At 48.1% G+C, this 23,780-nt stretch carries 20 protein-coding genes; 13 read left to right on the top strand and 7 right to left on the bottom strand.

The features are described 5' to 3' along the window. The first annotated feature begins 124 nt into the window (after positions 1 to 124). Both CBE68_RS14620 and CBE68_RS14615 read left to right on the top strand, forming a co-directional pair. Positions 125 to 2,914 (top strand): TonB-dependent receptor, encoded by a 2,790-nt coding sequence (locus tag CBE68_RS14620; protein ID WP_229744772.1) that lies wholly within the window; start codon positions 125 to 127, stop codon positions 2,912 to 2,914. Positions 2,915 to 3,128: 214 nt separating this feature from the next. Next, the gene (locus CBE68_RS14615) at positions 3,129 to 4,127 is read left to right on the top strand and encodes a galactose-1-epimerase (protein WP_087506842.1); all 999 of its coding nucleotides are present in this window, start codon (positions 3,129 to 3,131) and stop codon (positions 4,125 to 4,127) included. Positions 4,128 to 4,173: 46 nt separating this feature from the next. Here the strand turns inward: CBE68_RS14615 and amt are convergent, their stop codons facing one another. The 3 genes from amt to CBE68_RS14600 all read right to left on the bottom strand — a co-directional run bounded on the left by amt (position 4,174) and on the right by CBE68_RS14600 (position 8,413). Beyond that, a complete protein-coding gene (gene amt / locus CBE68_RS14610; protein WP_229744771.1) occupies positions 4,174 to 6,441 on the bottom strand; it encodes an ammonium transporter in 2,268 nt (755 codons plus the stop codon). 312 nt (positions 6,442 to 6,753) lie between these two features. Then, a complete protein-coding gene (locus tag CBE68_RS14605) occupies positions 6,754 to 7,899 on the bottom strand; it encodes a DUF6786 family protein (RefSeq protein ID WP_143824581.1) in 1,146 nt (381 codons plus the stop codon). 157 nt (positions 7,900 to 8,056) lie between these two features. Continuing rightward, complete coding sequence (locus tag CBE68_RS14600) at positions 8,057 to 8,413, bottom strand: winged helix-turn-helix transcriptional regulator (protein WP_087506839.1); 357 nt, start codon at positions 8,411 to 8,413, stop codon at positions 8,057 to 8,059. Positions 8,414 to 8,554: 141 nt separating this feature from the next. Between CBE68_RS14600 and CBE68_RS14595 the strand changes: the two genes are divergently transcribed. The 4 genes from CBE68_RS14595 to CBE68_RS14580 are packed head-to-tail and all read left to right on the top strand — an operon-like array spanning position 8,555 to position 11,132. Continuing rightward, the gene (locus CBE68_RS14595; protein WP_087506838.1) at positions 8,555 to 9,139 is read left to right on the top strand and encodes an NAD(P)H-dependent oxidoreductase; all 585 of its coding nucleotides are present in this window, start codon (positions 8,555 to 8,557) and stop codon (positions 9,137 to 9,139) included. 58 nt (positions 9,140 to 9,197) lie between these two features. Beyond that, on the top strand, positions 9,198 to 9,755 hold the full coding sequence (locus tag CBE68_RS14590; RefSeq protein ID WP_087506837.1) for a carboxymuconolactone decarboxylase family protein: 558 nt from the start codon (positions 9,198 to 9,200) through the stop codon (positions 9,753 to 9,755). Positions 9,756 to 9,771: 16 nt separating this feature from the next. After that, positions 9,772 to 10,497: a glutathione S-transferase family protein gene (locus tag CBE68_RS14585; RefSeq protein WP_087506836.1), complete on the top strand. Its 726-nt coding sequence runs from the start codon at positions 9,772 to 9,774 to the stop codon at positions 10,495 to 10,497. After that, on the top strand, positions 10,494 to 11,132 hold the full coding sequence (locus CBE68_RS14580) for a DsbA family oxidoreductase (protein ID WP_087506835.1): 639 nt from the start codon (positions 10,494 to 10,496) through the stop codon (positions 11,130 to 11,132). Before CBE68_RS14585 ends, CBE68_RS14580 begins: the two co-directional genes overlap by 4 nt. On the opposite strand, the gene CBE68_RS14575 is transcribed toward CBE68_RS14580, so the two are convergent. After that, positions 11,116 to 12,261 carry a helix-turn-helix transcriptional regulator gene (locus tag CBE68_RS14575; protein WP_158100625.1) on the bottom strand — a complete coding sequence of 382 codons (1,146 nt, stop codon included), beginning with the start codon at positions 12,259 to 12,261 and terminating at the stop codon, positions 11,116 to 11,118. The genes CBE68_RS14580 and CBE68_RS14575 overlap by 17 nt on opposite strands. A 488-nt stretch (positions 12,262 to 12,749) precedes the next feature. Between CBE68_RS14575 and CBE68_RS14570 the strand changes: the two genes are divergently transcribed. Together CBE68_RS14570 and CBE68_RS14565 are read left to right on the top strand one after the other, a co-directional pair. Beyond that, the gene (locus tag CBE68_RS14570; protein ID WP_087506833.1) at positions 12,750 to 14,153 is read left to right on the top strand and encodes a sulfatase; all 1,404 of its coding nucleotides are present in this window, start codon (positions 12,750 to 12,752) and stop codon (positions 14,151 to 14,153) included. 11 nt (positions 14,154 to 14,164) lie between these two features. Beyond that, on the top strand, positions 14,165 to 15,634 hold the full coding sequence (locus CBE68_RS14565) for a sulfatase family protein (protein WP_087506832.1): 1,470 nt from the start codon (positions 14,165 to 14,167) through the stop codon (positions 15,632 to 15,634). A gap of 118 nt (positions 15,635 to 15,752) precedes the next feature. Here CBE68_RS14565 and CBE68_RS14560 read toward each other — a convergent pair whose 3' ends face one another. Further along, positions 15,753 to 16,502: a type 1 glutamine amidotransferase domain-containing protein gene (locus tag CBE68_RS14560; protein ID WP_087506831.1), complete on the bottom strand. Its 750-nt coding sequence runs from the start codon at positions 16,500 to 16,502 to the stop codon at positions 15,753 to 15,755. 298 nt (positions 16,503 to 16,800) lie between these two features. Here CBE68_RS14560 and CBE68_RS14555 point away from each other — a divergent pair, with 298 nt between their 5' ends. Next, positions 16,801 to 17,376: a DUF3016 domain-containing protein gene (locus CBE68_RS14555; RefSeq protein WP_087506830.1), complete on the top strand. Its 576-nt coding sequence runs from the start codon at positions 16,801 to 16,803 to the stop codon at positions 17,374 to 17,376. A 44-nt stretch (positions 17,377 to 17,420) separates the two neighbouring features. Here the strand turns inward: CBE68_RS14555 and CBE68_RS14550 are convergent, their stop codons facing one another. Further along, positions 17,421 to 18,275, bottom strand: coding sequence for an AraC family transcriptional regulator (locus CBE68_RS14550; protein ID WP_087506829.1), 855 nt, complete (start codon positions 18,273 to 18,275; stop codon positions 17,421 to 17,423). A gap of 167 nt (positions 18,276 to 18,442) precedes the next feature. On the opposite strand from CBE68_RS14550, the gene CBE68_RS14545 reads away from it, so the two are divergent. From CBE68_RS14545 to CBE68_RS14530, 4 genes are all read left to right on the top strand, one after another. Continuing rightward, a complete protein-coding gene (locus CBE68_RS14545; protein WP_087506828.1) occupies positions 18,443 to 19,354 on the top strand; it encodes a carbohydrate kinase family protein in 912 nt (303 codons plus the stop codon). A gap of 4 nt (positions 19,355 to 19,358) precedes the next feature. Then, positions 19,359 to 20,873: an L-fucose/L-arabinose isomerase family protein gene (locus tag CBE68_RS14540; RefSeq protein ID WP_087506827.1), complete on the top strand. Its 1,515-nt coding sequence runs from the start codon at positions 19,359 to 19,361 to the stop codon at positions 20,871 to 20,873. 26 nt (positions 20,874 to 20,899) lie between these two features. Beyond that, positions 20,900 to 21,742, top strand: a complete 843-nt coding sequence (locus CBE68_RS14535; protein ID WP_158100624.1) for a class II fructose-bisphosphate aldolase — start codon at positions 20,900 to 20,902, stop codon at positions 21,740 to 21,742. Between the two features lie 336 nt (positions 21,743 to 22,078). Next, positions 22,079 to 23,200, top strand: coding sequence for a zinc-dependent alcohol dehydrogenase (locus CBE68_RS14530; protein ID WP_229744770.1), 1,122 nt, complete (start codon positions 22,079 to 22,081; stop codon positions 23,198 to 23,200). A 61-nt stretch (positions 23,201 to 23,261) separates the two neighbouring features. On the opposite strand, the gene metJ is transcribed toward CBE68_RS14530, so the two are convergent. Continuing rightward, positions 23,262 to 23,597 carry a met regulon transcriptional regulator MetJ gene (gene metJ / locus CBE68_RS14525; RefSeq protein WP_087506825.1) on the bottom strand — a complete coding sequence of 112 codons (336 nt, stop codon included), beginning with the start codon at positions 23,595 to 23,597 and terminating at the stop codon, positions 23,262 to 23,264. Positions 23,598 to 23,780 lie beyond the last annotated feature (183 nt).

Here is a 23,780-nt window from a genome sequence, read left to right as displayed (position 1 = left end):
GATCATGGCTTGGATGCAGTGGGACTAATCTAACCGAAAGTCATGGTTGTGATAGAGATTTCGAATATTACAAATCACGCACGACTCCTTGGGGGGAGTTCTTAAAAAAATGGAAACACACAACATGAAATTAACTATAAAGTTGTTGTCTCTTGCTGTTGCTACAGCCTTGGCCGGTGGCATGAACGCCGCAATCGCACAGGAGCAAGTAGCACAGGAGCAAAACGAAGATACAGAAGTGATTCAGGTTCGCGGTATTCGCGGTTCATTAGATAAAGCAGTTGGTATTAAGCGGACCTCTTCAGGCGTTGTTGACGCCATTTCCGCAGAAGACATCGGTAAATTCCCAGACACTAACCTTGCTGAATCATTGCAACGGATTACTGGTATTTCGATTGACCGTAACAACAACGAAGGTAGTCAGGTTACCGTTCGCGGCTTTGGCCCGTCATTCAACTTGGTGACCCTTAATGGTCGTCAAATGCCTACTTCTAACGCTTTGGGTAATGATTCAGCCGGTGGTCGCACCAACAGCCGTAGTTTCAGCTTTGAAGAGATCTCTGCCGATAGTGTCAGTGGTGTCGAAGTCTTTAAGACCGGTAAAGCACATGTTTCATCCGGCGGCATTGGTGCCACCATCGATATCAAAACTTCGCGACCGCTCGATTTAGAAGACAACACCCTGATGTTCAAAGTACAGGGAAATATCGACACCAGTAACGAGAAAGGCGATGACATTACGCCTGAAGTTTCTGGCTTGTACAGCAAAGTGTTTGAAACCGACATGGGCAACGTCGGGCTGTTAGTCAATGCGTCGTTTTCGGAACGCCACAGCCGCAAGGAATTTGTTGCTATTAATGGTTGGATTGGTGATCGCAACAACGAATGGCAACCGGGTATTGATGATAGCAATATCGATCGCAGCAAAAACCCAGAAGGGTATTACTGGTCGCCGCAGGATTTCAGTATTAACACCAGTGATCACGAACGTGAGCGCACCAATGCGCAGTTTGTTTTGCAGTACGCGCCAAATGACGACTGGGTCGCGACCTTGGATTACACCTTGTCGCGTTATGATGAGCAAATCGAGCGAACCAACATTGCTTGGTGGTACGACTTTTGGAAGGTAGAAGGGTTCACTGATGCGAATGGCACAGTGGTAAAAGCGACCACGGCTAATCACCGTATTAATCACTACGGTTTCTACAATGACTTAGAAACTGAAAATGACTCTATTGGATTGAACTTAACTTGGCAGGCCACTGACGAGTTGAAGTTTGAGCTTGATTACCACGACTCAACTTCTGAGTCTCAGCCTGATGGCACCGTTGCCGAAAACTTGGCGATTCTAAGTGGCAAAGAGTTCGATGATGACTTGACGTTAGATATGACTAACGGGGTACCAATTGCCACTATTCTCGATCGTAATGGTGACAGCTTTACTACCGAAGGTTTGATGGGTGATCTGGGTATTGCTCGTGGTTACCAAGTTAAGAATGACATTGAGCAAATTCAGTTGCACGGTAGTTGGGAACTCTACATGGGGCCGCTAGTGGCATTGAACTTTGGTGTGTCTAACACCGATTTTCAATATGATTCAAGCCGTCGCTTACAGTTTTCGTTCTTGTCTGAGCTTGATTTTAGCGAGCTTGATATCGATTGGGTGAAGGTCAATGGCGTGCCGGGTTTGAACACGGCGGCAGAATTTGACCCCAAACATTTGCTCGAACTTGGTGAAGAGCAAGGCTTGATTGCGCCAGAATTTCCTGCTGATCTCGATCGGGTAGAGGAAGAAACCACCGCGATGTATGTTTCTGCCGACTTTGAATTTGAAGTCGCAGGCTATGATGTCAACGTTAATGCTGGTTTACGCTATGAAGATACTGACGTAACTGGCTCCTCGGAAAGCAATTTACCTTATGCATACCAATATGTGACCATCTCCGAGCTGTTGCCGCTTTACTACGAGAATGGTGCTACGTTGGAGTCAATCAAAGCATCGTACGATGAGTACCTGCCGAACTTAGACATTAACGTCAATCTGACAGACGATTTGATTGCCCGTTTCGCTGTCAGCCGGACAATGACACGCAGTGACTTGCCAGCATTATCGCCTGCAACAAACTTGACCATGTATCGTCCTGGTGGTCCTTACACCGCCGGTCAGGGCAATCCAGGGTTGGAGCCATATACGTCTGACAACATAGATTTGTCATTGGAGTGGTATTACACCGATGCCAGCTATGTATCGATTGGTTACTTTGACAAGTCGGTCGAGAACTTTATCGGTACCGATACTGAACAACGGATTATCAATGGTGCCGATGGTACGCCGTTGACCGATCCAAGTATCAATCCTCGTCCGGGTTGCCCTGATGGTGAAAACCCTCAATGTCAGTCGCAAGCGGGCGATCCAGTGATGAACTGGGATGTCACCACGCCAATGAACATGGAAGATGCATCGGTTGATGGTTGGGAAATGGCTTTGCAGCATGTCTTTGGTGAAACCGGCTTCGGTACCATTATCAACGCAACATTTGTTGATGGTGATGTCGAATATGACGTGTTCTCTGTTGAGCAAACGGTGGCACTCACCGGGCTGAGCGACTCGGCCAACTTCGTTGGCTTCTATGAGAAAGACGGCATTCAGGTGCGTGTTGCTTACAACTGGCGAGATGACTTCTTGTTAAAGACCGATCAGCCAGCTCGGGGTGACGAGCCAGTGTTCACTGAAGCCTATGGTCAGTGGGATATGAATGCCAGTTATGACATTAACGACAACTTCACTGTGTACCTTGATGCCATCAACATCACAGGTGAAGACGCTCGCTCTCATGGTCGCTTCAAGAATCAGTTGATCGATAGTCAAGAGTACAAAACTCGTTATGCCATTGGGGTTCGGGGTAAGTTCTAAGGCCCCCATGAAAGGCATCACTCGTTGATCGCTAAGGCAGCCTGCGGGCTGCCTTTTGCGTCGCTCAAGTAGCGAGTCGCAGCTCGTCATCGACGATCTAGATGATCTACAGCAAACATCAGAAAAGTTTGCTGATATGGCCTATTTGCTTTGCTTAACAAATAGGTCATTATTTGTTTTAACTGTAAAATAAATTAACCAAGGATAAACAATCATGACCGACAGCAATCACTGGGTAGAACTCACTAACGCCAATGGTATGTTGGTTAGGTTGGTTGATGTCGGTGCCAGTATCACTAGCATTAAGTTGCCGCTGGCTGATGGTGAAATGCGCGAAGTCGTTGTTGGCTGTGACCGTCGTGAAGATTATCTCGATAATCCAGCGTTCCTTGGCGCCAATGTTGGGCGCTTCGCCAATCGTATTGAGGCGGGCCAATTTGCTATTGGTGACCGGCAATACCAAGTTACCATTAACCAAGCGCCGAACCATCTCCATGGTGCCGGTCAACTGAGCCACAATGCTTGGCAACTAGTGAGTCATGATAGTCGTTCAGCAGTCTACCAATTCGAGTCGCGCGACGGCGATGAAGGCTATCCAGGCAACCTTGTTGTGCAGGTTCATTATGAGCTGGGTGACAACAATGACTTGACCATTCGCTATCAGGCGACAGTTGACCAACCATGCCCGATCAATCTCACCAACCACAGTTACTTTAACCTCGACTCCGATCGAGACACTATGCTTGACCATGTTTTGCAAATTGCCGCAGAACAGTATCTACCGGTCCGCGTCGATGGTATCCCAGAGGCCGAAATCGAAACAGTGGCAGGGACTAGTTTTGATTTTCGTCAACCGAAAACAATCCTTGCTGAGTTGCTTAGTGACGATCAGCAACGACGAGTCAAAGGTATTGACCACAGTTTTATTCTTGATGCCGAAATAGCTGATGATAAGCCAGCTGCGCAAGTGACATCTGCTGATGGCAAAGTGTGCTTATCGGTGTTCACCAGTAAACCTGCGGTCCATGTTTACACTGGTAATTTCCTCGGTGGTGTCCCTACTCGAGATGGTGATGGCTTGGATTATCAAGGCATTGCCCTTGAGACTCAGTTCTTACCTGATGCCCCGAATCGCGATTGGCCCCACCAGAGTTGCATCTTGCAGCCGGGCGAAACTTACCAGCACTACACCTGTTTCCAATTTACTGTTTAGTTTGGTTGCTTGGTGAGCTCACTGGAACTCACCAAGCTCTCTATGGTCAACAGCTCACCGGGTCGTAGTTTCGATGTCGATAGCTTTTAATGTCCTGTTCAAACCCTTTCACGCTACTTCTTAACTCTTCTGACGCTTGAGCCAATTGCGTGGTGCTGGCTTGGTTGCCTGCGGCAATTTGATGGACTTCGTCAATTAAATCGTGAGTTTGCTTTGATAGTTGAGCCTGATGGCTGGCCGAGTTAGCGATTTGGACATTCAGATCAGTAATACTATCAACCACGTTGACTAGTGATCTCAGAGCGGTCAGGGTATCTCGCGATTGATCGGCATTGGTCAATGCGCTGGCGGAGTAGTCTTTGAGTACTTGCGCAGATGTTGACGCTTCGTCTTGCAGCGACTCGATTTGCCCCTGAATCTCCTCGGTGGCGACTTGTGTGCGCTGCGCTAAATGTCGAACTTCCTCGGCGACAACCGCAAAACCTTTGCCGTGGCTACCAGCTCGGGCTGATTCGATTGCAGCATTCAATGCCAACAAATTGGTTTGTCCTGCGATATTCTGAATCAGCTCCACGACTTCGCTAATGGCGTTTGTTTTTACTGCCAATCGATCGGCTCGTTCTGAGGCTTGGTGCAAGTCGGTGGACAATCGAGATACCGCGCTAGCGAGTTGTTCTACTTGACCAACGCCTTGAGTCACGTCCTGCTGAGCCTGTGATACCAATTCGGCACCACGAGTCGAAGACGTTTGCGTTTTCTCTGCCTGATTCAACACATCAGCCATTAGCTCGTTGATGCTTTTGGTCAATCCTTGCTGTCGATAGATACCATCAGCGCTGTGGGTGACGACTTGATCCAACTGGGTGCTTTGAACCGAAATATTGCGTGCCGAATCGGCCATTAAGCCAATACTACTTTGGAACTTATCGAGCAGGTGGTTAAACGCAATGGCTGTCTCGCCAGCTTCGGTTGCTCGTTCGACAGGAGCGCGATTGGTCAAGTCACCGGTGTGAACAATATGATGCATGGTTTTCATGGTATCGAGCCAGACCGTTTTTGCGCCGTGTTCGACCACGTTTAACCCTAAGTCTTCTTCAGCCTCGGTAACACGCAAATCATGAAACACCTTCAGCAGGAAGAAAGTCACCAGTCCCATGCCAAAGGCCCAGCCAAAGGTTGTGACGACGCCGGTCAGCTGCACCATAAATTGCTCAATGTGAGAGCCGGCGGCCAGTTGAGATGTTTCAGCGAACAGGGCCACAGCTAAAGTACCCCAGATTCCACCAATACCATGGACCGCAACGGCGCCGACCGGATCGTCGAGCTTAAAGACGTGAAGGATGATGAGTTCTGCGCTGTAGACTATCGCTGCGCCAATCAAACCAATCCAAATCGCACTACTCGGCTCGACAAAAGCACAGCCAGCGGTAATTGACACTAAACCCGCCAAAATGCCATTTAGTGCTTGTTCTACTCTTACTTTTCCTTGGTGCTGTAGCCATGACAGCATAAGGCAAGTTAAACCGCCTGCGCTAGCTGCAAGCAAGGTGTTGACGATAATTTTGGCGATTGCGCCTTCTGCTTTTAGCGTGCTGCCACCGTTGAAGCCAAACCAACCAAACCACAAAATAAACACGCCCAAAGTTGCAAGTAGCAGGTTGTGACCGGGGATTTCCTCTACTTCACCTTTGTCATTGAAGCGCCCTTTGCGCGGCCCTAAGACGATCACCCCAGCTAATGCGACCCAAGCACCAACTGAGTGAACCACTGTGGAGCCAGCGAAATCCATAAAGCCCTTGGTCTCGAGCCAGCCTTGACTGTCGCCCAACAGTAGGCTGCCCCATGCCCAGTGGCCACTGACCGGATAAATCACCAAGCTGATAATGACAGAGATAATAAGGTAGGCCCGAAACTTCATTCGCTCGGCAACTGCGCCAGCGACGATGGTGGCGGCGGTACCGACAAATGTTGCCTGGAATAGAAAGAAGGCAAAGTCGAAGGGTTGATTGAGCAAACTACCGAAAAATCCTGTGCCGCCAAACAAGCCCGAGTTGGTTTCGCCAAACATCAGGCCAAAGCCGATAAACCAGAATGACAACACAGCAACGGTAAAGTCTGATATGTTTTTTACTGCGACGTTGTAGCTATTTTTGGCCCGAATGAGGCCAGATTCAAACATGGTGAAGCCTGCTTGCATAAAAAACACTAAGCCAGCGGCCACAACCACCCAAAGTAAATCAATTACCCGCGACTCATCTGCTGCTTGGGCTGGAAGAGCCACTAACAATGCGGGTAAAAACCACAGTCCTTTCACGATAGTCCTCAAATTGTATTGTCGATGCGCCGTTGCATCGCTGTAGCATTCTTCACATCTGTAATAAAAAGTAAACATTTTGAATGACTTACGACAATCTTAAGGTTTTTTTTGAGCTTGTTTGGTGCGTTTCCTTATTCTTTTGCATCTATATTGTGCGTGACGGATCTCTATGGTGCATTTTTTTCGGGGCGAACAAAAAGCAAGCAAATGTTGGTCGTTTGTTCAGCGTTGAACTATTTTGCTCTCGTCACTTGACATTGTCTTTCGATCGACTGTTTGAAACGCATGGAGGGCGTTGCCCAGCGGTGACTAATTGGTCGCTGTAAACACTTGCTGCAATTGCTGCAAAGAGACGCCAAGTAGTGCTTCGCTCAGTATGCTCAGCTGTTGTTGATCGCCGCTGAAGTGGTAGGTGTTGTGGTAATGGCTTAAGCTTTCGCCAATGGCCAACTCTCTGGCATGAGACGACGTTTCCAGCTCATAAAATGGCCCAGGCTGACCGTTGGCCAACAAACCATAGTTGAAGATATTGGTGACATCGCCACCGTATGGGTCGACATCATCCTGCCACACCGAATTAACGTAACTGCCATCTTCTGGCGGCTCGAACTGAAACTTAACAATGGTCAACAGATTCAGCTCTGGGTTATAGCTGCCAATAATGGGTTTCGTTTGCTCTGGTGGAACGCCAATCTTGTTCATGTAACTAGCATCAGCTTTGTAGAACACCGTTTCGTCAACGATTTTGGTATGACTGGCTTTGGTCGGAGTGAAGTAGGATGTCACCTCAGTTAAGGGCTGGCTCAACGGAATTGCGATGGTGGCATTCGGGGAGAAACAGCCTAACTCCCAAATTGATATTAATCCGGTTTGCCGTGACAACGGTTTGTTGCCGGCGTTGGTAAGCGTCGTCGACGCACTAAAACCAATAGCCCGAATGCCATCGGGAATGGTCACCGCTAGCGATTTCGCCAGTTCGGCAGCATCAAACAAAGCAACAGAACGGCTGACATGAAAACTGAACTCAGTTTCCATGTGATTGACAAGTTGAATGTCTTGCTCGAATGTCACTTGTTGTGGCGTTTGATTGACGATATCAAAAGCAACAGTGGTAATGGCTTCTTGATAGTGCACTGTTTCTGCAACCTGCGCCGTTCCCGGCTCGAAAAACAGTGCATAAGGGCCTTTTTCAGGGCCGAACCACAAACGGCTGACACCACCCACATTGAGGTTTTCAATCTCACTCAGATCTTGCTTGAGTAACTCTCGGTCAAACCAACCAATGCTATTGCCTTGATCGCCAGACATGCTGCTCACCATGGCGCGGCCTTGAAACTCGGCCAATACCGCCAGGCGATTGTCGCCGCTGGTTAATACAATGGGTTGGTAATTGTCGGCTAACAGCGCCAGATCCGAATCAAAGCTAGCCGCTTGGCTGAGATTAACTGAAGTCATAGTGATAGAGAGAGCTGCAATGGAGTAAGCAAAGCGCGTCATAGTTGCAATTGAATAATGGTTAACAATTTACAATTTATTCTAAGGTGAGATGCAAAAAGAAGATGAGAGCTGGATCGGTTTTACATAATTGCTTCAACGATTTTTGCCTGCGTGCTTAGAGTTGATTCGACTCCGACCATTCGCGCAACTTGTCTAAGCACTCCAATGCCGATTGGCCAAACGGCGTTAGTTCATAGGTGACCGCCACTGGCCGGTCACTAATCACTTTGCGAATGACCATACCGTTGCTTTCCAATTCTTTCAGTCGCTGATCGACCATTTTTTTGCTGGCACCACCAAGCATGCGACTCAAATCATTGAATCGAACCGGGCCGTCTTTGAGGTGATAGATGATGGAGCCGGTCCATTTGCCGCCAATCATTCGCATGCCTTTTTCGATTGAACAGGGCTCAAGGCATGGGTTGACCACTTTTTTTCTACCGTAGTCATCTGTTTCTAAATAACTTTTCAAAGCTAACCTCAAAAAACATATAGGTTACCAAAAGGTAACTAATTGAAATTGGTATGTAGGTTACCATAATGAACCGGTGTTCGACAGATTTGGTACTAGACTGAGTACCGTTACTGACAATTCAACTGAGGAGCCGCCACAGTGAGTCACGTTCTAATTATCAATGCCCATGAACCATCGCCTTATTCGGAAGGTAAGTTAAATGCGTCTTTGGTTAACCAAGCGAAAGCAACGCTGGAAGCTAACGGTCATGCAGTGCGCGTGGTGACGATGCAAGATGACATTGTTGTTGAAGAACAGCTGGGTCACTTTGAATGGGCAGATCGGGTGATCCTACAAACGCCAATCAATTGGATGACCATTCCATGGTCATTTAAGAAGTACATGGATGAAGTATTCACCGCAGGTATGGGCGGCGCATTGTGCAACTTTGACGGTCGCACGCCGGAAGAGCCGAAGAAAAACTATGGCACTGGCGGCTCTCGTGCAAACACCAAGTACATGTTATCGCTGACCTTTAATGCCCCAGAAGAGTCTTTTAACGACGCCAGCGAATACTTGTTCCAAGGTAAAAGTGTTGATGACTTGATGATGCACATGCATGCCAATTTCCGCTTCTTTGGTATGACGGCGCTGCCAACATTCGCTTGCTACGACGTGATGAAGAACCCCAATGTGGAAGCTGATTTCAAACGCTTTGAAGCGCATTTGAATGCCAACTTCTGAGCTGCAACAGACGTATAAGCCAACAACATTTTGATCCCAACATTGCTAGGAGCCATTGATGTTTACTTACTATGAATTAGACAACGCACCGGAACAGTCCAAGCCTTTGATGGAGCAGTCGCAAAAAGGTTTTGGCATGTTACCCAACTTGCACAAAATACTCGCCGAAGCGCCGGCAACTTATGAGGCCTATAACACAACCTTCTCGTTGTTCATGAACAACACCACGCTATCGCCGGTGGAGCAGCAAGTGGTGTTTATGACCTCTAATTTTGAGAATAACTGCCACTATTGCGTGCCCGGTCATACCTGGATGATGAAAGCTGGCAAGATGCCAGAACAGGTCATTGAAGCCTTGCGTGAAGGCACCGTGATCCCAGATACCAAGTTGCAAGCGCTCCATGATTTTGCCAAAGCCCTGCTCGATCAACGTGGCCATATCGGCGATGACAAACTGCAACAGTTTCTTGATGCTGGGTACACCAAACGACAGGCGTTGGAAGTGTTAACGGGGTTGGCGTCTAAGTTGATTTCCAATTTCACCAATGCGCTGACTCATACCGAGGTGGATGCGCCAATGAAGGCATTCGCCTGGACCCATCCATCACAGCGATAAGGAGCAACGCAAGACCATGAGCACAGCAAAAGATATTCATCTGTACACCGCTTCGACTATGAATGGCTGGAAGCCAGTGATCTTCTTGGAAGAAGCTGGCGTGGAGTACGATCTGACGTACATTGATTTTTCCAAGAAAGAACAAAAAGCACCTGATTACGTCAAGCTCAACCCTAACGGGCGCATTCCGACCATTGTCGATCGCTCTAACGATAACTTTGTGGTTTTCGAGTCGGGCGCGATTCTTTGGTACTTAGCTGAGAAATACGGCAAGTTTCTTCCTGAAGATGCCAATGAACGCTCGAAAACCTTGCAGTGGCTGATGTTCCAAATGGGCGGCGTCGGGCCAATGATGGGGCAGGCGATGTATTTTCAGCGTATTGCTGCTAAGCAAGGCGAGGAGCATCCTTTTGCCATCAAACGTTATGTCGATGAGAGCCGACGCTTGATGGAAGTGCTAAACAGCCATTTGCAAGGCCGCGAATACCTCGTCAATGACGAATACACCATTGCTGATATGGCGACTTACCCTTGGGCCAGAGCTTATTACTGGGCCAATGTCTCGGTCGATGGCTTGCCGCATTTGCAGGCATGGTTTGATCGAATTGATGGTCGTGAGGCAACCCAACGTGCGCTTGAGATCCCTAAGCCGTTTTGGGCGTTCTTCGGCAAAGGCGACGTGGCCGCCCAAGAGCGGGAAAATGCCGAGCGCTTCAAGAGCGATGTGAGCAAATCGAAATGAGTAAGAAAAAAATCCGCCTAGACCTAGTTTCTGATGTGGTTTGCCCTTGGTGCATCATAGGTTACAAGCGGCTTGAGAGAGCATTAGAACTGGTTGCCGATGACATAGAGGTAGAGCTTCATTGGCATCCGTTTGAGCTGAATCCGAAAATGCCTTTGGGTGGCGAAAATTTGCGTGACCATCTGGCGGCCAAGTACGGCACGACCAAAGAAGGCAGTTTTAATGCCCGAGCCGAGCTGACCCAAATCGGCGCTAATTTGGGGTTTCGCTTTGATTACTTCGATGAAATGAAGATGTTTAACACCTTCAAAGCGCATCAGCTGCTGCATTATGCTCGCCAGTTTGGCAAAGAAACAGAGCTAAAGATGCGCTTGTTCTCGGCGTTTTTTGGGGAGCGAAAAGTCATTGATGAGGATGCTGTGCTGGTTACCGAAGCCGTTGCTGTCGGTTTAGATCAAGCCGAAGCACAAGCGGTGCTTGCCGATGAACGCTTTGCCGAAGCGGTAAGAGCTGAAGAGCTAGAGTGGGTCGACATGGGCATCCGCTCAGTACCGACCTTTGTATTCAATCGCGCGCAAGCCGTTTCCGGTGCCCATGAGCCCGAAAAGCTCGCCGAGTTCATGCGGATTGTTTAGCTTGTTGTTGATATTGTCGAGGAGTTAACCCTGTGAGCTTTTTAAACACAGTAGAAAAATAGGTTGTGTTATTGAAGCCCACTTCGAAGGTAGTTTCCGTGACTGACCGAGAGAGAAGCAGTTGTTTAGCCTTAGCAATACGTATGTCCGTTAGGTACTGATTAATCGTTTGTTCTGTGTGCTCTTTAAATAGACGCATTATGTGAGAACGGCTTGCTCCCACATGACTCGCAATGTCGTTGATTGATAGATCTTTATAGTACTCGGTGCGAAGACATTCTTTGACTTGTTCAACTAGTTGCAAATCCCTGTTTTGGTTGGAGCAATTTGCGACTCGATCAACTAACTGATGGCATTCGTTGATCATAAGCCGGTGTAGTGAGCCTTCATCATGACACTGCTCAATCGTTTTACCTATGCTTTCTAGAGTGGCGATGAGTTCTTTAGCGTCTGCTCCAACGAAAATAGCGGTATCAACCAGAGTAAATAAAACCTCTCGACATCGAACTCGCATCGTACCCAACTGGTGGTGAGTGAAGATACTCAGTGCTTTGAGTAGTTCCGTCGCTTTTTCATCGACCAACCCACCGCTAGCGGTCTTTACCACTTCAACCAGCTCATCCCGCTCGCGAAATGGGTAAGCCATATCTTGCTCTGTGGGATAGTAATCACTAAAAGAATTCTGTTGAGCCGACGCAAACTGTGCTTTGGCCAAAGCCTTTTCATGGCGTGCATGCTGCTCAACTCTTCGATTGGTTTCTTGAATGTCGCTAAACGCGGCCCAGCCCCAACTCAGCGCCGTTAAGCTCGAACCAGCATAGTAAAGCTCCCAAGCTTGGAACAGATCGCCCACTAACATAAATAGGCAAAGACTAAGCGTGCCAAATAGGTAAATCCTTACCGAACGTTCCGGTTTAGTTTTAAGCAGGTGGAGTACTGGCAGTATCAAGCAAAGGACAATTAAAGCGGCCTGAGAGTAATAGACAAGGGGGTAGTTACCATCTCCCAAGGGATTTAGTTGCCAATGTTGTGTCTCTGGGTGAGTGACAATAAATAAAAGCGACCAAGTTGCGCCTAACGCACATGGAAGCGCGAGTAGAGCTTTCTTGATTGGGCGCCCTGAAACCATGAAAAGTGAACTAAGCAGTGCGGGCGTGCCTAGCGTAAAGAGCAGGCTATTTCTCAAAATATCGTAGCCTGTACTAAGCACACTGACATTAAATGTATTGATGATTGGGCCGCAAAGAAAAACAATTAAACAAAGAAAAAATATGGCAAAACCAGGATAGGCTTTACCGAATCTTGCCCGAATCATGGTCAGATATATCAACACCATCGCGAAGATATGGGCTGCGGCGAACGGGACAACTCGCCGAGCAAAAAGCTCAATGCTAGTCTCTGTTTCAATCATTTCTATTGGCTAGATTGCCCTCTCTTTGACGCTAACTATTGTTGACAAAAGTCTCAATATAAGTGCTTTTGATGTTTATTATGTTATTAATTTTTATCGATAAGTTTTATTTTTAAAGTGATTTGGACAATTACTAACGCTGTTTTTTTTCGTTGAGCTATAACGGACTTCCTAAATAATTTATTGCTCTCGGGTTAAGGCGTTAGATGCGAACTCTCTTTCTCTGCCATATTGCTTTGATACTGCTCGCTGTGAGTCAGTGTACCCATGCCGCTTCACCGAACATTCTGTTAATTTTTTCGGATGACGCAGGGTATGCTGATTTTGGTTTTCATGGAAGTCGCGAAATGAAAACCCCTAACTTGGATCAATTGGCAAAACAAGGGATGCGATTTGATCAAGCTTACGTGTCGGCCGCTGTTTGTGGCCCATCTAGGGCGGGTTTGCTGACAGGAAGATATCAGCAGCGATTTGGTTTTGAAGAAAACAACATCAACGCTGAAGGCTACATGAGCCAACATGGTTTGACTGGCAGTGATATGGGTCTGCCATTGAACCAAAAAACCATCGCCAACTACCTGCAAGAACGTGGTTATAAAACAGCTATCTTTGGCAAATGGCACCAAGGTGACGCAGATCGCTTTCACCCTAACAAGCGAGGCTTTGACTACTTCTACGGATTCCGAGGGGGTGCTCGGAGCTATTATGAGTTAACCGCTGAAGAGGCCGATGCACTGCCCCAAAATAGGCTGGAGGAGAATTTTAAAAACTTCTCTGAACCCAAAGCTTATCTAACCGACGTACTTGCAGACGGTGCCATTGAGTACATGGAGCAAAATGGCAACCAACCATTCTTTATCTATCTCTCTTTCAATGCGGTTCATGCGCCGATGCAAGCTGAGCCTGACGACTTAGCGCAATTTCCAAATTTAACAGGGAAACGCAAAACACTTGCAGCTATGAATCTGTCCATGGATCGGGCCATTGGTCGGGTGTTGACCCGTCTCGATGAACTAGGGTTGGGCGACAATACCCTCGTGATATTTACCAATGACAACGGCGGTCCTAGCGATCAAAACGCCTCTGATAACTACCCGTTAAGCGGCACTAAGGCGAGTCATTTAGAAGGTGGTATTCGAGTGCCGTTTCTAATGCGTTGGCCTGGCGTGACCAAAGCGGCAACAGTCTATGAATACCCCGTAAGCACATTAGATTTGCTCCCCACCTTTTTGAATGCGGCGGGTGGCAATGCAAATGAGCTGACCGACCTTGATGGTGATGATTTAAAACCCTTTGTTACTGGCGCTAAACAGTCTCGCCCGCATCAAAAGCTCTATTGGAAAAAAGAAAATCGAGCAGCGATACGCGATGGCGACTGGAAGCTATTGCGCTTCCCTGATCGACCTGCAGAGCTCTACAACCTCGAAAAAGATCAGGCAGAAAAACATGACTTAGCAGCCAGCCACCCGCAAAAGGTTCGCGCGCTCTATAAAGCTCTTTTCCAATGGGAGACGACCTTGGCAAGGCCTGCGTGGCAGTTACAACGCAAATATGAGGCTTCAGCGATGGAGCGAATTAATAAGTACCAGAACAATCAGAGTCACAATTAAGAGGTAACATAATGAATCGACTCATACTATTGGGATTTGTTTCCCTGTGCCTTGTTGGCTTAAATAGCCCCGTTTTAGCCGAAGAGAGCCGACCTAATATTGTCGTGATTCTGGCTGACGACTTAGGCTACAACGATGTTGGGTTCACCGGTCCGACGGAGATCAAAACACCTAATTTGGATGAATTGGCCCAAAACGGCGTAACTTTTGAAAATGGCTTTGTGACTCATCCTTATTGTGGACCTTCCCGTGCAGGATTATTGACGGGCCGATATCAGGCCCGCTTTGGGATGGAGAACAATGTCAGTTATTCGCCCTCAGACCCGCATATGGGGCTGCCGTTAACGGAAAAAACATTTGCTAAGCGGCTACAAGAGGTGGGCTATAAAACTTCCATATTTGGTAAGTGGCACTTGGGGGGAGCGCCTCATTTTCAACCCAATAAGAGAGGGTTTGATTACTTCTACGGATTCTTAGATGGCGGCCACAACTACATGCCTGGACAGGTCACTGTTGGTGGTGACGGCTATTCTTTACCAATTATGCGTAATACTGGTGTTGCTGAATTTGACGAATACCTCACCACAGCGCTCAGTCGAGATGCTGCCCGCTACATTGAGGGCAGTAAAGATGCTCCATTTCTCATGTATTTGTCTTACAACGCACCTCATGCACCGTTGCAGGCACCTAAACAATTCATCGACAAGTATCAGCATATCGAAAACAACGAGCGCCGTATCTATGCTGCCATGGTTGATGCTATGGATGAGGGTATTGGAATGGTTGTAAACGCCCTCAAAGAAGCTGGAAAATTAGACAATACTCTGATCTTCTTCTTATCGGACAATGGTGGTGTGTTTCCTGAAGCTTGGTTGCCAACATTCAACTGGGCAGATAATTCGCCTTTTAGGCGCGGTAAAGTAGCGCTTTTAGAGGGCGGAATTCACGTACCTTTCATTGCTCACTGGCCAGCTAAAATAAAGCAAGGCGTTAAGTTTAAGGGGTTGGTTTCTTCACTCGATATTGCCGCGACGTCAGTAGCTCTAGCAGGGGCACAAGTTGAAGACGGCGAGCTTGATGGCGTCAATCTATTGCCCTACGTGACAGGCCAAAAGACCGGAACGCCTCACCAAGCCTTGTTTTGGCGATTAGAAGAACAGGACAATATCTTTGCTGTACGCACCATGGATTCAAAGTACTTGAATCAGCCATTGCCTGAAGTGGGAAGAAGCTTTTTTGATATGAAGAATGATCCCCATGAAAAGAATAACTTGGTGGATCAATATCCTGAACGACAAGAACAGCTTGTACGGCTATGGAATCAGTGGAATAAGAAAAACATCAATAACATTCTCCTTCAATCATATGAATACAAGAAGGTGAAAGACCAGTTCTACCAAGAGCTTTACCAAAACAACTTGAAAGAAGCTCGGCAAAAGCCCGCTTATAAAATTACCGCAACAGGCGAAGTAATACGTTAGAAAAAGAGTCTTTGGCTGGCATCCTTTTGATGGATGCCAGTCGTCTTGGGCAGCTTACGATGGCCTCGGCGGATTATTTAAACCCTGTTCGAGTCGCTGGTTGAGGGTTTCCTGCGACTTATAATGCGTTTTCGACAATCATTTCTTTCGCCACAAGTGCGGCCGACGGCAGAAACATGGTTGACACGATTCTTTGATCGGTAACCACCGCATGCTTATCTTTCAGAGTCTGTTTATTCTGTGCCAAAGCACCATTTTTGTTGAGTTGGCTTTCAATCAAAAAAGGTAGCAAAGTCCCTTGTTTAGCCCATGGTTTGGCTGTTTCAGTCGCGTTTGGAAATCCTGCCACTCTTTTCCCCTTCACTAAAAATTCGCCATTGGCCAATTTGACGTTGGCAATGCCTGCTGCACCATGACCGCCAACGCCAACAATGCCGCCAGACTGATAAATTTGGCTGATGAGCGAATGGATTTGTTGGTTGTTTGCGACGTCAAACATGACCCCGTAGCCACCACCAATGAACACGCCCCAGTACTCACTTGGATTGACTTGGCCTGGCGACATCGAGCTATTGGCTTTATCCAAAAAGCCCTCATGCTTGATGGTGTAACTACTAATGCCAACCGGATCCATCATGAACTCGACTTTGCCACCGTCAGGAGAGACAAAATCAACATCGAAGCCATGACTGAGAAAAACATGATAAGGCGGCGCGAACTCCCATAAGTTGTTTCTCGCATCATGCTGTTCAGGATCGCCCATATGGACTTTATTAGATACGACAATCAGCACCTTGCTGACTGGGTTGGCCCAAGCCGTTGCTGTGAACAGAATAACTGACAGACAGATAGTGAGTATGAGCTTCATGGTTTGCCTTTAATTGAAAACGAATAACTACTACTTAGTCGAATGAAATGTAAAAAAGGTTTAAATGCTCAAATGATTTGACCATTTGTTTTTCGCGAACAGGATTGGATAACCGAGGGCAGGAATCTAATTACTTGCCAAAACAAGAAGCTAGCGACGCTGTACCGACTTTGTCTCACTTTGCGGAACAGTTGTTTTCATTTTTGACTGTTTTTTAATCGTTCTTTCGTCACTAACATTCTCCCATCGACATGAGTTTTGTCCTACCTTACGAGCACAGAGAGGCAGAGGAAACACAATGAAAAGCTTAACGAATATGACAGGTAAATGGGTTGCTTTGGTGATCATGGCTGGCGCTTTGATGTCAGGTGCGGCGCTTGCCCAAGAGCAAGAAACAACAGTCACTCAGCTCACCGACAATATGCAGCTACAGTGGCATGAATGGCACAATTACCGTGATATTAACGAAGGTCGCCACGCCACTGCGACTAAGTATCGAACCAATGTGTTTAAACAGTTAGGAGATACTATTGCTGCCAATGCCGCCAAGCTACCCGAAGGATACAAGCTACAAATGCTAGTCACCGATCTGGATTTGGCTGGCGATACCAGTGCGAAAACACAAGCTGGTATGCGAGGCGTGCGAGTGTATGACCGTGCTTACAGCCCTGCCATTAGCTTCAAGTTTGCGGTACTCGATAGCACTAACTCAGTGGTCTTAGAAGGTGCAGAGGCGTTGAACAACAGAAATTATTTGCATAGCGGCGGCGCTTACAACTTCAATCAAGACAAACTGGCTTATGACAAATCGCTAATTGAGCAATGGTTCCGTCGCTCACTGCTACCTCAGGTTGATGGCTTGTCCAATCAATAAAGCAACAATACAGCTGCGCCCGATGACCAAAACAGGTCATCGGGCTAGCCTTGTGCGGCCTGAAATTGCTGGCGGTATTTCAACGGGGTTTGCTTCATGATGGTTTTGAATTGGCGGTGAAAGAACGCCATGTTCTGGTAGCCGCAGCGATAGCCAATTTCTTCCACTGGTTCATCGGTACGGATCAGTAGGCCGCACGCTTGAGTCACACGGTATTCATTGAGATAAGAGGTAAAGGTTTTTTTGAATACCCGCTTAAAGTATTTGGAGAACGACACCGGTGTCATATTGGTGAGGTCGGCCATTTGCTGAGCGTCGATCTTCTGCTCGTAGTTGGCCGCTACATAATTGAGGATATTCTCGATTCGCTTTGAGGCGTTATTGTCCTGATATTGAATGCCACCATGGCTGATGGGCTCGGCATCTAAGGTGGTGAGATCTTGCAGCAATGCCATAAAAGCCAGTAGTCGCTCAAACGGTTTGGCTCGAACCAGTTCGCGCATTCGCTCACCAATAAAAGGCACTTTATAGCCTGAAAACAATAGTCCCGATTCACAATTCATTAGCAGTTTTCGAATGGCGCTGAATTCGGACTTCTCCATCCATTTGTCGCCCAATAAATCAGCACTCCATTGAATAAATACCGAGCTGACCTGCTCACCATCATTGACGTTGCTTTTCCAACAGTGGGGTAAGTGCGGCCCCATGAGCGCTAGTTCACCATCACCAAAGTGGCGGATGGCGTTGCCGGTATAAGCCGTACCTGTGCCTGAAATGATGTAGGTCAGTTCCCACTCGGGATGGTAATGCCACGGAAAGGTAAAGCCTTGGCCTTTATAGCGCCCAGCGTAAAACGATTGTTCTCGGCTATGGGGGATGTGCTCAAGAATGGGTCTCATCAGCGGCTCGTTGTCAAAAAATAAGTCTGATTTGTTCCGTGAACTCTATCACTAATCGTCTTTCGTGGGAAAAATAGTACATGTTTTCTCTAACACAGTATTTAGATACCTGTTGCCGGTCGACGTAAATTTGCCCCATCTGAAAAATCTGTTGATGAGGACGAGTTATGGCGTTTGATGTCATTGTCTCAGGACTAAACGTAGTTGACCTGTTGGTCACGCTGCCGACCCAATATGAAGCGGGTAAAAAGCACCAAGTAGATAACATCCTGATCCAAGGCGGCGCTCCTGCCGGTAACGCCGCCTGTGGCTTGGCTAGTTTGGGTATGAGCACGGCTTTTCTTGGCTTTAACGGTGACAACACCCAAAGTCAGATCGCCCAAGCTGAACTAGCGCGCTGTGGTGTTGATACCAGCTTGATGCTGCATGAGTCTGGCGCTCAACCCGCCATTGCTTTAGTCGAAGTCGATCCAGACAACGGCGACCGCACGGTGTTTTATTCCCTCCAAGGCTATCGGGCGTTAACGCCAGCTGAAGTCAATCCAGCTTGGGTCGCAAACACGCGCTTGGTGTTTGTTGATGGCTATGACGTTGATGGCAACCTTGAGTTATTACGACAAGCCAAAGCGGCCAATGTGCCATCGGTCATTGATATTGAAGCTGGCGACAAGGCCACGCTGATGGAAATGTTGGCCCTTGCCTGCCACGCCATCTTGCCACTCGAAGCCGCCCAAGAACTGGCTGCTGAGCAAAACCCAGAAATTTGCTTGCGTCGCCTTGCCGAGCATAGCGATGGCCAATTGGTGATCACCGATGGTGCCAACGGTAGCTGGGCGCTGGACGGCGACAGCGTGATTCATCAAGGCATTTTCCGTGTTGAAGTGGTCGATACCACAGGTTGTGGCGATGCCTATCACGCAGCCTATGCGTTTGCCCTGTTGCGTGGCGATAGCTTAGCGGAGCGGATGCAATTCGCTGCTGCTTTTGCCGCTCTTGTGGCGCGCCACCTTGGTGGCCGTACGGCATTCCCATCCGCACAACAAGTACATTCTTTCATTGAATCTAGTAGTAAGGCGTAACCCCATGACTGTTAACTTTTTAGAACGCAAAGGCGTGGTTGAAGACTTGATGAAGCAGGCCATTAGCCCTGCCCAGCCTCGCGATAATGTTGCCATTGGTTTGATTGGTATTGGCTTTGAATTGCATTTTGATTGGGAAAAAGCCAAAGCTTCTTACAGCCAAGCCAAGCAGCAGATTGAAGGTGTTATGTCCGATAGTAACTCGCTGCTGGCCGAGCCAACGCCTATTCAAACGCGCGAAGATTTGCTCAAGCTGCTCAATCAATATGCCGCTCAAGGTATGAAAGCAACGGTGATCTACCAAGCGTCGTACATCGCTGGCGATCTGGCGATGGCGCTGGCAACTTGGTTGCGCAATAACGACATGCCAATGCTGAGCTGGTCGCACACCGAAGTAACGGGTGGCAACCTAACGGCTAACCGCTTGTGCGGTCAGAACTTCCTGCTCAACAACCTGTCTTCGATGGAAGTGAAGTACAGCTGGGTATTTGAAGAGCCGGGTGCTGAAGCACTCAACGCCTCGCTGGATCGCTTCATTCGGGTTGCTTCTGCCAAGGCGCGAATGAAGTTTGCCAAAATCCTCATGGTTGGCGGCATGCGCGTACCGGGCTTCTACGATTGCGAACTAAACGAAATGTCCATCTCCAAGCATTTCGGTTTAGATGTCGATCGGGTCGATTTGGCCACTGTGTGGTTGCATGGTGAGAAGACCTTCGGTGCCGATGTGGTCAATCCGATTGTTGAAGCATTGCTGGCATCGCCACTGTTGGGCAAAAACGGGGTCAACGAAAAAGAGCTGTTCTTGTCTGTCCGTTTAGCCCTTGCTGTGGGTGATTACGCCAATGCCAATGGCTATATCGGTGTCGCCCTGAAGAACTGGCCAGAACTGTTTGAGCAATATGGCATTGCCGGTGATGGTGCCGGTGCCTTGGTACAGGATCTGGGCTTGCCGATTGCCGATGAGTCGGACATGGGCGCACTGCTGACCATGGTCACTTTCAATGAGATGACTCTTGGCGCAGGGCTGCCAACCTTGATGGATTTCTCCTACGTCAATCATTCCGATAACAAAGTGGGTATGTGGCACTGCGGCGGCACCTCCACCAAATTGCTGCGCCAAGGCACCACCTTCGACATGCAAAATCACAGCATCCTCGACAACTTTGACCCATCCGAGTCGTGCGGCATGCTGGTGGAATTCCTGCAGGAGCTTGGTCCGGTCACCATTGCCAAGTATCAGTATCCGCATGCTTCGACTGTATTCGCCTTTGAAGGCGATATTGTCGACTCCCCGATGCGTTATCGCGGCTGCTATGGCGAAGTGGCGCCAAAAGACATTTGCTCGCAATCGATTGCTGCCTCAGTAATGAATCACGGCATGGATCACCACTGGATCATGGCCCGCGGCCATTTGCTCGATGATCTTCGAGAGTTCAACTATTGGACTGACGTTAGTGAGTTAGCGGCGTCTGCGCCAGCAACCACTGGCCGTGGTTTAACCAAGAAACTTGACTACTAATTGCGACTGACAATCAGGATTAAATGATGACCAATAAATTAACTCAACTGGTTCAGACCTATCGCCAGGAGCAACGTTGCCTGGCTGGTTTCAACATTAACGACATTTACGATTTGCACGCGGTGGCATTGGCTGCGAACGAGCTTGATCTGCCCTTCATGGCGATGACTTATCCACCGGTGGCTGAACTCAATGGCACTTATCTGTGTCGCAAGATGGTCGATGGCTTTGCCAAGATCGCCAATAACGACATCTTTTTGCACCTTGATCACAGCACCTCGGTTGATTTGTGTAAGCGTGCGATTGATGACGGCTATGACTCGGTAATGATTGACGGCTCGCATCAGAGCCTCAAAGAAAACATCGCCATGACCAAAGAAGTGGTGGCTTATGCCCGCAGCGCTGGTGTCACCGTCGAAGCGGAAATCGGCAAGATCATGGGCCGTGATGTGGTGGTGCAGTGTGAAGATGATTACCTCGCATCGGTTGCTGACGTCAAAGCGCTTTACGAAGAAGCTGGCCCAGACATGTTGGCAGTCGGTATTGGTACGGCCCACGGCTTTACCCCAACCACACCGAAAATTCACTTCAATCGACTGCAAGAAATCGCTAACGCTGTTGCGGCGCCGCTGGTGCTTCACGGCGGTACCGGTATTGCTGATGAAGACATTCAAAAAGCCATCACCATGGGCATTGCCAAGATCAATATTGGCACCATCGTCCACACCACTTACATGCGCGAAGCGCACAAAGAGATTGATGCCGATGTCGGCGCAGCATACCCGCCGTATGTGATGAAGTCGGTGATCCCACGGGTTCAGGAAGTCGTGTTGGATCGCTTGAAAGCGGTCAATCCGCATCTGAAATAGTTTCCTCCTCCTCCTGATTCTGACAAATCAGGACCTCAGCCAGCATTGTCCTGTTGCTGGCTGGGGACATTTTTTTGCCGATTGTACTTAGGCAAGAAGAGGGAGAAGAACATTGCTAAAACCGCAATCAAATTGACGGATGGTGCAGATATGTTGGCGACAAGCATCTGCTGCAGGGAGCAGCAGTTGAGCCATCAGGGATGATTTCACGGCGTCTTGTCGAAAACGTCTCTGCACCAGCCGCAGAACCAATTTCAAGGCCTGTGCCGGTTCATTGATAGATGTTTTGAGCCTGCAGAGCCTGACTAAATTATCTAATCATTGAGGGCAAATTATATGTCTATTGCAATTCCAGAGCAGGCCAAAGTCGCAGTACTGACCGAGCTGAAAAAGTTTGAGTTTCAACATCATCCGATTCCACAAATTAGCGATGATGAAATCTTGGTAAAAGTTGAAGGTTGCGGCGTTTGCGGCACCGATGTTCATGAATATCGCAATGACCCATTTGGCATGATCCCTGTCGTGTTGGGCCATGAGGGCTCAGGCCGCATCGTCAAATTGGGTAAAAACATCACCACAGACTCTACTGGCAAACCAGTCGAAGTGGGCTCAAAGCTGATCACCAGCATCATTCCATGTGGTGAGTGTGGGCCTTGTACCAGCACCCCGGGTCGTACCAACTTGTGTGAAAACATGGGTTGTTATGGGTTGATGGGCGACCAACCGGAGAACAAATTCAACGGCTGGTTTGGTGATTATCTCGTGTTGAAGCCCGGCTCAACTTTCTTTGAAGTGTCGGAGTTCAGCCTCGAAGAACGCATTCTAATTGAGCCAGTAGCGGTTGCTGTTCATGCCGTTGAGCGTGCTAAAACCACCAACCTGTTGAATTTTGCGTCACCTGTATTAATCCAAGGCGCGGGCCCAATCGGGTTGTCGATTATTGCCGTGCTCAAAGCCATGGGGATTCAAAACATCATTGCGGTTGATGGTCAAAACGATCGGCTGGAATTGGCGAAAGCATTGGGCGCTTCGCAAGGCTTGAATTTCAATGAATTTGAATCAACTGACGCACTCGCAGCAAAAGTTCAAGAGTTGACACTAGGCCGCGGTGCTCAGTTTGCATTCCAGTGTACTGGTAGCCCAGCGGCGGCTTCGACGGTTTGGAAACTGATTGCCCGTGGTGGCGGTTTATGTGAGCTTGGCTTCTTTGTTGACAATGGCGAAGCGAAAGTGAATCCTCACTTCGATATGTGCAACAAAGAAATCACCATGGTTGGTTCTTGGGCTTACAGCCCTGAGGATTATCCAAATGCCATTGCTTGCATGAAGAGCATCAAAGACGCAGGTTTGCCGATCACCAAGCTGGTGACACACGTATTCCCACTGGATCAAATTGGTGAAGCTGTTGAAACCAATATCCGGATGGAAGGGATTAAGGTCATCACCGTCAACGAGTAACTCATGCTGTTACTGCAGTAGGTTCACTAGAAACGAAAAAGCCCGATCACTCGGGCTTTTTTTATGATTCGTCTTCTTCTTCGTAAAGATCGGGGATTGGTAATCCACGTTCTTGCAATAACCGTCGCACTTCTGCCGGGATGTTATCTGGCTGCTCTTTATTGAGGTCATCATCGGTTGGCAGTGGCTGGCCGGTATATGCATGGAGGAATGCTTCACACAGTAGCTCGGAGTTGGTTGCATGGCGAAGGTTGTTGATTTGGCGGCGAGTGCGCTCGTCAGTCAGCACCTTCAATACTTTGAGCGGGATAGATACAGTGATCTTCTTAACCTGCTCATTCTTCTTTCCATGCTCGGCGTATGGGCTGATGTATTCGCCGTTCCACTTGCTCGTCATACCTTGGCCTGTGTATCAACTGTTAAAACAGTGCCGATTTTACCGACCTGATTGGCTCAGTCAAATATGGCTTTCTATATGTCCTTATTTCTAGACGTCCAGAAGTCTTGACGTCCGAAACTCGCAAGGCTAAGGTGGCACCATTAGTAGCGCGCTTCTGCTCTTATATTTAACGACTACAAT

This window comes from Neiella marina (assembly GCF_002165625.1).
GTDB classification, from domain to species: Bacteria; Pseudomonadota; Gammaproteobacteria; order Enterobacterales; family Neiellaceae; genus Neiella; species Neiella marina.
This window is presented reverse-complemented; position numbering and strand designations above follow the sequence as displayed.